The sequence below is a fragment of the Micromonospora sp. NPDC005197 genome (assembly GCF_040608295.1).
Classification (GTDB): domain Bacteria; phylum Actinomycetota; class Actinomycetes; order Mycobacteriales; family Micromonosporaceae; genus Micromonospora.
On record NZ_JBEXHY010000178.1, the window covers coordinates 1 to 8,673 of the forward strand.

General features: G+C 73.0%; 9 protein-coding genes. 4 read left to right on the forward strand and 5 right to left on the reverse strand.

Annotation, left to right across the window (positions count from 1 at the left end; genetic code table 11):
• Positions 1-86 precede the first annotated feature (86 nt).
• Both ABZU46_RS29530 and ABZU46_RS29535 read right to left on the reverse strand, forming a co-directional pair.
• Positions 87-1,511 (reverse strand): hypothetical protein, encoded by a 1,425-nt coding sequence (locus tag ABZU46_RS29530; protein ID WP_354862879.1) that lies wholly within the window; start codon positions 1,509-1,511, stop codon positions 87-89.
• On the reverse strand, positions 1,508-2,038 hold the full coding sequence (locus tag ABZU46_RS29535; RefSeq protein ID WP_354862881.1) for a SigE family RNA polymerase sigma factor: 531 nt from the start codon (positions 2,036-2,038) through the stop codon (positions 1,508-1,510). Before ABZU46_RS29535 ends, ABZU46_RS29530 begins: the two co-directional genes overlap by 4 nt.
• A gap of 354 nt (positions 2,039-2,392) precedes the next feature.
• Here ABZU46_RS29535 and bla point away from each other — a divergent pair, with 354 nt between their 5' ends.
• Positions 2,393-3,298, forward strand: coding sequence for a class A beta-lactamase (gene bla / locus ABZU46_RS29540; protein ID WP_354862883.1), 906 nt, complete (start codon positions 2,393-2,395; stop codon positions 3,296-3,298).
• Positions 3,299-3,341: 43 nt separating this feature from the next.
• On the opposite strand, the gene ABZU46_RS29545 is transcribed toward bla, so the two are convergent.
• Both ABZU46_RS29545 and ABZU46_RS29550 read right to left on the reverse strand, forming a co-directional pair.
• Positions 3,342-4,262 (reverse strand): serine hydrolase, encoded by a 921-nt coding sequence (locus ABZU46_RS29545; RefSeq protein WP_354862885.1) that lies wholly within the window; start codon positions 4,260-4,262, stop codon positions 3,342-3,344.
• Positions 4,259-5,191, reverse strand: a complete 933-nt coding sequence (locus ABZU46_RS29550; protein WP_354862887.1) for a LysR family transcriptional regulator — start codon at positions 5,189-5,191, stop codon at positions 4,259-4,261. Before ABZU46_RS29550 ends, ABZU46_RS29545 begins: the two co-directional genes overlap by 4 nt.
• 105 nt (positions 5,192-5,296) lie before the next feature.
• Here ABZU46_RS29550 and ABZU46_RS29555 point away from each other — a divergent pair, with 105 nt between their 5' ends.
• The gene (locus tag ABZU46_RS29555; protein ID WP_354862889.1) at positions 5,297-6,157 is read left to right on the forward strand and encodes a helix-turn-helix transcriptional regulator; all 861 of its coding nucleotides are present in this window, start codon (positions 5,297-5,299) and stop codon (positions 6,155-6,157) included.
• 43 nt (positions 6,158-6,200) lie between these two features.
• On the opposite strand, the gene ABZU46_RS29560 is transcribed toward ABZU46_RS29555, so the two are convergent.
• Positions 6,201-6,419, reverse strand: coding sequence for a hypothetical protein (locus tag ABZU46_RS29560; protein ID WP_354862891.1), 219 nt, complete (start codon positions 6,417-6,419; stop codon positions 6,201-6,203).
• A 170-nt stretch (positions 6,420-6,589) separates the two neighbouring features.
• Here ABZU46_RS29560 and ABZU46_RS29565 point away from each other — a divergent pair, with 170 nt between their 5' ends.
• A complete protein-coding gene (locus ABZU46_RS29565) occupies positions 6,590-7,816 on the forward strand; it encodes a sensor domain-containing protein (protein ID WP_354862892.1) in 1,227 nt (408 codons plus the stop codon).
• A complete protein-coding gene (locus ABZU46_RS29570; protein ID WP_354862894.1) occupies positions 7,804-8,460 on the forward strand; it encodes a response regulator transcription factor in 657 nt (218 codons plus the stop codon). Before ABZU46_RS29565 ends, ABZU46_RS29570 begins: the two co-directional genes overlap by 13 nt.
• Positions 8,461-8,673 lie beyond the last annotated feature (213 nt).

Sequence of the window (8,673 nt, forward strand, 5' to 3'; positions counted from 1 at the left end):
GGCCGCGAAGACATCCTGGTCACTCCACAGTTGCTTGACGTGGCCACGCGGGCTCTTGACACGGTACTCGCCTATGATTCGGTTCGTCAGGGGGTCACCCGGGTAGCCGGGCTGTCGCCCGGCAGGCCCGACATGTCGGCCTCGACCGGCGGCACCGGAGTGGCTCCGAGGACGCTGCCGTCCGTGGAGTACGCGGTGAGGGTGGCCGGCTGGTCCGGCGGTATCCGGGTGATGCCGGCGTTCGACGCGTCGAGGGTGACCGTGGCGGGGGGTGCGCCGCCGATCGTGACCGTGACGCGGGCCGCGTCCGGCGGGGCGATCACCCGCACCTGGTCCGTCGGCGGACGGGTGCCGTCGTCGGCCCGGATCCGCCAGCCGATTGGTCGCTGGTCGGCGCCCTCGGCCGGCAGCAGCAGCCGCAGGTCGGTCCACCAGCCGGTTCGGTCGTCGCCGTGTCTGGCGTACGCGATCACCCCGCCGCCGGCAGGCTGCACGGTGAGCAGCGTGGCGGCTTGGCCGTGCCCGCTGCCCGACCAACGCACCCGCACTGTCGTCCCGGCAGCCGGGAGACGACTGTCGAGGAGTGCCGATTGGACGAAGTCGCGCAGGCTGGCATCGTCCACCGGCGTACCTCGGGCACCCCGGCGGGCGGCGGCGAGCAGGACGTCCATCTCCGGTCCGGTCGGGTCGATCGCGTCGTACGGACCGCCGCCCAGGCCCCCCTGGTAGAGCAGCTGGTCGCCACGGCTGACCCGGACGACGGGTTCGTTCCGAAGCGGCGCGGGGGGCAGGACGGCGAACCCGACCCCGCTGCCGTCCGCCCTGGCGAGGTCCTGGTACTCCAGGGTTCCCCTCGGTGTGTACCGAGGGTCGCCACTGATCATCACGGTGGACTCGGCCGGCCCGACGACGACCGCGAATCCGCCCCGGTCGGGACCGGCCTGCATCAGGGTCATCACCGGGTCGTCGACGCCCTCGCTGTGGCCGGCGTAGCGCATCTGTTCGGCGCCGGCCCCGGCCGGACCCACGTACCAGACCAGCGCCTCCTTGCTCAGTAGGCCGAGGCGGAGCGGCACCGCGACCAGCGCGACCCGCTGGCCCGGCTGGTCACTGCCGTAAAGCAAACGAATCCGGTCACGATCGCCGACCTTCCAGATGCCGTCCGGGCTCCAGCCACCCAACGGGCTGTCGGTGCTGATCCGCGCCCGCAGCGTGTCCAGCCAGGCCTGATCGCCGGCCAGCGCGCCCCGGGGCGGCGCGTCGAGCAGCGCTGTCGGTGCGGCAGCGACCGCGATGCCAGGCGCCCATCCGGGCAGGGGCACCACGTTGGTCTGGACCCCCACGAGCGCGACTCCGACCGCAGCGGCCACCACCGCCCGCATCAGCCGCGTCCGCCGGTGCCGTCGCTCGCGCCGGGCGAACCCCGGCCACGGGTCCTCAGCTACGTTGACGCCGTGCGCGGCCTGCCATAGCGCAGGACTGAGCGTCGAATCTGCGAAGCTCTCGGTCATGCCAGTTCCTCCTCAAGCCGTACCGGGGACTGGGAAGCGGGTGGGGCGAACTCCACCCGCATCCGGGCCAACCCGCGCGACGCCTGGCTCTTCACCGAGCCGATGGAACAGCCGAGAACCTTGGCGGTGTCCGCCTCGCTGAGGTCCTCGAAGTAGCGCAGCACCAGAACCGCCTGGGTCCTGGGGGGCAACCGCCGCAGCGCGGTGAGGAGCAGTTGCCGCTCCTCCACCTGCGCGTACGCGTCCGGCGTCGGCGCGCTGTCGGAGGTCAGCAGCGGCACCTCCAGCGGCCGCCGCCGACGCCGCCAGGAGATCGCCGTGTTGACCATTACCCGGCGTACGTAGACCTCGGGGGCGTCCCTGCGCAGTACCCGCCCCCAGCGCCGATGAGTCTTCTCCAACGCCGACTGCGCCAGGTCCTCCGCTGTTCCCCGGTCGCCGGTCAGCAGGTAGGCCGTTCGGAGCAACGGCCCCCACTGTCGTTGTACGAACAGCCGGAACTGTTCGTCGTCCTCGTACCGACTCACGCCACCTCCAGGTCATATCCGCCTCGCGATCACGAGCGGATGCAGAGAGAGACGCGACCGGAGGCGTCCGGGGTTGAGTGGGTCGTCGACGAGGCTACGGACGTGTCGCAGCCGCCTGACCGGTCCCGCCCTGGGCTTCTGCCTTCTGGTGCGCCGATGGTCCCTTCGCCGGACCAGCTCCTGACGGGTCCGAGTCGAGCGGCGGAGCGAGGTCGGTCAGGGCGCGGGCGATGCCAGATCAGCATGAACACCGCCAGTTCCGTCTTCGACCGCATGCCGAATCCCTGTCAGGGTCGAGCCTTGTCCGACCGGCGCCGCCCGCGCCGGACCTCACGACACCGACAAGGAGCGATCATGGTGTTTTCGACAGACGGTTTGGTAACCGCGCTGGCAGTGGTGTCACTGGCCGCCTGCGGCCCCGCCGATGCCTCCGAGCAGCCGACGCCGGACCGTGCGGCAACGGTGAACCCGTCCACCGCCGCTGACCGGGCCCACGAGTTCCGGCAACTGGAGGAGAGGTTCGACGCCCGGCTCGGGGTCTACGCGATCGACACCGGCACTGGCCGGACCGTGCAGTACCGGGACGACGAGCGGTTCGCGTACAGCTCGACGTACAAGGCGTTGGCCGCCGCCGAGGTCCTCGACGAGACCACCGACGTCGAGCTAGACCGGGTGGTGCGGTACTCGGCGGACGACCTGGTGACCTACTCGCCGATCACGGAGCGGCACGTCGCCGAGGGCATGACGCTGCGCGCGATCGCTGACGCGGCCGTGCGCTACAGCGACAACACCGCCGGTAACCTGCTGTTGCGTCAGCTCGGCGGACCACAGAAGTTCGAGAAGGAACTGCGCGAGGTCGGAGACAAGGTCACCGATCCGGCGCGCTACGAGACCGAGCTCAACGAGGCGAGGCCGGGTGACCGGCGGGACACCAGCACCGCGAGGGCCCTGACCCAGGATCTGCGGGCGTACGCCGTCGGCCACGCCCTCGAACCGGCGGACCGCGACATCCTCAATGGTTGGCTGCGGGGCAACACCACCGGCGGCGAGCTGATCCGCGCCGGTGCTCCCGATGGCTGGGTCGTCGGGGACAAGACCGGTGCCGGTGGCTACGGCACCCGCAACGACATCGCGGTGATCTGGCCGCCGGACCGGGCGCCGATCGTCCTCGCGGTGCTGTCCAGCCGCGACGAGAAGGACGCCAGCTACGACAACGCCCTCATCGCCAGGGCAACGGAGGTCGTGGTCGCCGCGTTGTGACGGTGTGCCGTGCCGCCGAGCGTGCGCCCGGGCCACCAGCTGACTAACTCCACCAGGGCAGGGTGCCCGTGCGGAGGTGGCCGTGCAGTGTCCGGGCGACGTGTGCCATCGTCGCCTCGCTGCCGGGCTGCGCGACAGCGGGCACCCGGGAGGCGGTGAGCGCGGCGACCGCGTACGACTGACCGTCGGCGTGGTCCACCACCCCTACCTCGTGGCGTAGGTGCAGCAGGGTGCCGGTCTTGGACGACCAGCGGGACGCGTCGGAGGTGAAGTCCGGCGCGAGCCGCTGGCGGTGCAGGTTGTCGCCCATCAGGGCGCGTACCCGCTCGGCGGTGGTCTCGTGGATCGTCGAGGGGCGCCAGAGGGCGTGCAGCAGGTCGACGTAGGCCCGGGCCGATCCGGTGTTGGCGCGGGTGACGTCGAGTTGGGCGACCGGGTGGCCCTGGCCGGGGGTACCGGCGCCGATGGCGAGGGCGTGAGCCAGGTGTACGTCGTCGGGGCCGAGACGTTCCGCCGGGGTCTCGGCGAGGTCGCCGACCCGGTGTCGCACGGCGATGCCCTCGATCCGCAGTCGCCGCAGCTCGGCGGCGACCTCGGTGGGCCCGACGAGGTCGAACAGGGCGTCGGCTGCGACTCCGTCGCTGACGGAGGTGCTCAGGTAGAGCAGGTCGTCCACGGCGATCCGCGCCGGATGGCGGAAGCGGCTCAACCCGGTCGGGCCGGGTGTGGTGATTCGACCGGGCAGGACGTCAACGGGTGCCGCCGGGTCGAGTTCCCCGCGCGCGATCCGTTCGAGCACGGCGACCGCCAGCGGCACCTTCACCAGCGACGCCGTCGGGTACGGGGTGTCCGCGTCGAAGCCGAGTTCCTCGCCGGTGTCGAGGTTGCGGACCAGGAACGCGCCGTGCAACCCCGCCTCGTCGAGCAGGTCCTGGGCGTTGCGGACGACGGCTGTGGCGCTCACGCGGGATCTCCCGTCGTGCGGTCACCGCGTGTGCGACCCCTGGCCGGCCCCGGGTGGCCATCGGTCGCGCCCAGGCATCGTGCGATGTCCGCGTCGAGGACCGTGCTGAGCTGATCGAGGTCCTCGCGTACGCCGGCGGCGACCTCGTAGCCTCGCAGGAGCCGGGGGTCGGCGAGGGGGCACCAGTGCAGTCCGAAGTCCTCGGCCTGTTGACGGGAGCAGAGCAGCAGGTCGGGGGAGCCGAGGGCCGCTGCCGCGGCGTCGACGAGGGACGGCGCGACCGCCACCTGGGCCGGCACCAGGCCGGCCGCCTGGCTGGCACGGGTCAGGGGGTCCCGCAGGTGCGCGACGTCGTCCTCGGGTTGGATCAGGATCCGCCGGCGTGCCTGCGTGCGGGCCCGGCCGCTGCGCAGCGTCTCCAGGAACACCGTCGGCGCCGGGAAGGGGGTCCGGGCGGCCAGTCCGAGCGGCACCCGCCAGGACGCCGCCGCCTCCGGAACCGCCACGATCCCGGCAGCGACCTCCAGGGTCCGACAGAGCCGTTCACGCTCGGCCGGGCCGGCCGGCCGTACCTCCAGGTGGATCTGCTGCCGCCGCGCCGCGACCACCAGAGCGGCGAGGTGGTGTGGCGAGCAGATCTCGGGTACGGCGACGCGCAGCGGGCGCAACCGTGCCCGCTGGGCGTCGTCGCCAATGGCATCGGCGAGGTCGACCAGGCGCCGGGCCGATGGCAGCATGTCCTGGCCGAACGACGTCAGCCGCACCGCGCGGGACGACCGGTCGAACAGCCGCGCCCCGAAGTGCTCCTCCAGGGCGGCGATGCGGCGACTGGCGACCGACTGGGGGATGCCCGCAGCGGCGGCGCCGGAGGTGAAGCTGCCGTGGCCACTGACGGCGACGAAGGCCCGGCAGGCGGCGACCACATCCACCCAGCGAACCTATACCCGGATTGCATAGGGCTTGACAGGCCGGAGCCGCGGTGCGGGAGGCGGTGAGCCACTGGCTGAGCCCGTCCGGCGGCGCACACTTGAGGGGTGAATCGACAGGAGCTGGCCCTCTTCCTGCGCAGCCGGCGCGAGCGGCTCACCCCCGCCGAGGTGGGCCTGCCGGCCGGCACCAGGCGCCGCACGCCCGGGCTGCGACGCGAGGAGGTGTCCCGGCTGGCGTTCATCTCCATCGAGTACTACACCCGGCTCGAACAGGCCCGCGCCCCGCACCCCTCGCCCGAGGTGCTGGCCGGCCTGGCCCGCGCGCTGCGCCTCTCCGACGCCGAGCGCGACCACCTGCACCATCTGGCCGGCAGGCCGCCGGCCCCGCCGGCCGGGCCGCCGCACGAGGTGCGGCAGAGCATCCTCGACCTGATCGAGCGGTTGCCCCAGGCGGCCGCCCACGTGACGTCGGCCAGCTACGAGGTGATCGCCTGGAACGATCTCGCGGCGGCGTTGATGGAGGACTTCTCGGCGCTGCCCCGACGTGACCGCAACCTGGTTCGCCGCGCCTTCCTCGGCCCGCACCCGGACGGCCGGGTGCTGTACGGGGTGTCCGACGTCGAGGAGTTCACCCGCAGTTCGGCCCGGCGACTACGCGCCACCGCCGCCCGCTACCCCGACGACCCCGAGGTGGCGGCGCTGGTCCGCGACCTGCTCGCGGGCAGCCAACGGTTCCGCGAACTGTGGGAGTCGCACGACGTCGACGACGAGCACACCCTGATCAAGACCTTTCAGCACCCGCTGGTCGGCCCGGTGACCGTGAACTGCGACGTCCTCGACATCGCCGACCGTGACCAGCGGCTCGTCATCCACACCGCGGTGCCGGGCTCACCTTCCGCGGAGGCGCCACGCCTGCTCTCGGTGCTCGGCACCCAGCGCATGACGGTCAGCGCCACCGAGCGCTGACCGTCCCGACGCCCGTGAAACGAGCGCCGTCGACGGGACGACGTCAGCGGTTGCGCCGGTGGTGGACGATCAGCGCCGCCGCGCAGAGCACCGCGACCAGGCCGAACACCGAGCCGATCCACGGGCTGTCCACAACGCTCGAGAGCACCGCGTTGATCGCCGCGCTGACGAAGAGCACCAGCCACAGCAGCGGACGTAGCAGGCCGCCGGGCCGTTCCGGTGCGGCGGCCGGGGCCTCGATGATGCGGTACGGGTCGGTCATGACTGTCTCCCTCGGTGACGTTCGACGACACCATCGACGCTAGGCGGGCGACCCCGACGGGGACGATCCCGCCAGCTCGACGAGCGGCGGTACAGCAGGCTGTACTTTCCGCCGCGGACGCTGCCGGCCGTGCTCGCGGTGGCCTATGTTGGCGCGGGAGGTGGGCGGCGATGGCGTACGTGCGGGGCCGGGTGCGCGCCTCGGTCGACGCCCTCGAACACCTCGTCGGCGGGCTGGGCACCGCGCTGCTGGCGATGGGCGCGCTGTGCTGGGCGGTGGTCGTGGCACTGGCCTGCCTGATCGGGGTGGGTCTGCGGCTGGCGCCCGGCGCGTTGCGGACGGTGCGCTCGGTGGCCGATCGGGAGCGCGCTCGGCTGTCCCGTCTGGGCACGACGATCCCGGCTCCCGGGCCGGTGCCGGAGGAGCTGCGGGAGGCGGTGCGTGACCCGTTCGTCCGCCGGGAGCTCGGCTGGGTCACGCTCCACTCGATCACCGGCCTGGTGTCCGGGCTGGTCGGCCTCGCCCTGCCGCTGTACGCCCTTCAGGACATCACGTTCCCGCTGTGGTACCGACTGGTCCCGCCCGAGGCCGGCGCACCGGGGATCGGTTGGTGGCGCATCGACGGGCTGTCCGAGGCGCTCGTGGTCGGGGTGCTCGGGGTGGGCTGGCTGGTCGCCGCGGTCGGGTTCGGTCCGGCGCTGGCCCGCTTCCAGTCCTGGCCCGGCCGGTGGCTGCTGCCCCCGCCGCCGGGGGTCGACCTGTCGCTGCGGGTCGCCGCGCTGACCGCCACCCGGGCCGCGGCGCTGGATGCCCACGCCCTGGAGCTGCGCCGCATCGAGCGGTCGCTGCACGACGGCACGCAGAATCGGCTGGTAGCGGTCAACGTGCTGCTTGGCGCCGCGCGCCGGGCGGTACGGCGCGACCCGGACCGGGCCGACGAGATCCTCGGGCAGGCGCAGGACGCGGCGGAACAGGCGCTCGGCGAACTGCGGACGGTGGTGCGCGGCATCCTGCCGCCCGTACTGGACGACCGGGGCCTCGCCGGGGCGCTGGCGGGCCTGGCCGGCAGTTGCGCGGTTCCGTGCCGGCTCGCGGTGGACGTGGCCGTCCGCTGCGCGGCGTCGGTCGAGGCCACCGCGTACTTCGTGGTGGCCGAGGCGCTGACGAACGTGGTTCGGCACAGCGGGGCGAGCCAGGTGGACGTCGCCGTACGCCGCGAGCACGGCCGGCTGCTGGTCACCATCGAGGACGACGGGCGCGGCGACGCCGACGAGGCACGCGGCTCCGGGCTCACCGGCATCCGCCGGCGGGTCGAGGCGTACGACGGGCGAATGACGCTGACCAGCCCATCGGGAGGGCCGACGAGGATGCACGTGGAGCTGCCATGCGGATCGTGATCGCCGAGGACGACCCGCTGTTGCGGGAGGGTTTGGCGCTGCTGTTGCGGGCGGAGGAGCTGGACGTGGTCGCCACGGCGGGCACCCCGGGAGAGTTCCTGGTCGCGGTCGACGAGCACGCGCCGGACGTGGCGATCGTCGACGTACGGATGCCGCCGACCCACACCGACGAGGGCATCGTGGCAGCGGTGGAGGCCCGCCGCCGCAGACCCGGCCTCGCGGTGCTGGTCCTGTCGGCGTACGTGGAGCAGGCGTTCGCCACCGAACTGTTCTCGGTCGGCGCCGCCGGGCTCGGTTATCTGTTGAAGGAACGGGTGGGCCGGGTCGAGGAGTTCCTCACCGCGCTGCGTCGCGTCGCGGACGGCGGCAGCGTGATCGACCCGGAGGTGGTGGCGCAGTTGCTCGCCCGCAACCGCCGGCCGGACACCGCGCTGGGCGAGCTGTCGCCGCGCGAGCGTGAGGTGTTGGGGCTGATGGCCGAGGGGCTCGGCAACACGGCGATCGCCGAGCGGCTGTTCGTCACCGACGGCGCGGTGCACAAGCACATCCGCAGCATCTTCGCGAAACTCCAGCTCCCGCCGGACGACCGGGCCGACCGCCGGGTCACCGCGGTGCTGCGCTACCTGGACGGCGACCAGCGGTAGCGCCGGCATGCCTGGACCCGCCCCGAACGTCGCGGCGGCCGAGGGACGTACGGCCCGGGGCGGGTTCGGCGCCATGCCGAACCCGCCCCGGGTCGTGGAGTGGCGGAGCGTCAGCGCCGCAGGGTGAGCAGGCCCGGGCGGTAGGGCAGGAGGCCGTAGTCGCCGCCGGAGTTGGGGGATCGGCCTTGGTAGAGGAGTTGGAGGTTGCAGGGG

What these genes read in the sequence shown, in the direction of transcription:
- ABZU46_RS29560 (WP_354862891.1), bottom strand. Translation starts at nt 6,419, where the DNA reads ATGACCGACCCGTACCGCATCATCGAGGCCCCGGCCGCCGCACCGGAA.
- ABZU46_RS29570 (WP_354862894.1), top strand. Translation starts at nt 7,804, where the DNA reads ATGCGGATCGTGATCGCCGAGGACGACCCGCTGTTGCGGGAGGGTTTG.
- bla (WP_354862883.1), top strand. Translation starts at nt 2,393, where the DNA reads ATGGTGTTTTCGACAGACGGTTTGGTAACCGCGCTGGCAGTGGTGTCA.
- ABZU46_RS29565 (WP_354862892.1), top strand. Translation starts at nt 6,590, where the DNA reads ATGGCGTACGTGCGGGGCCGGGTGCGCGCCTCGGTCGACGCCCTCGAA.
- ABZU46_RS29530 (WP_354862879.1), bottom strand. Translation starts at nt 1,511, where the DNA reads ATGACCGAGAGCTTCGCAGATTCGACGCTCAGTCCTGCGCTATGGCAG.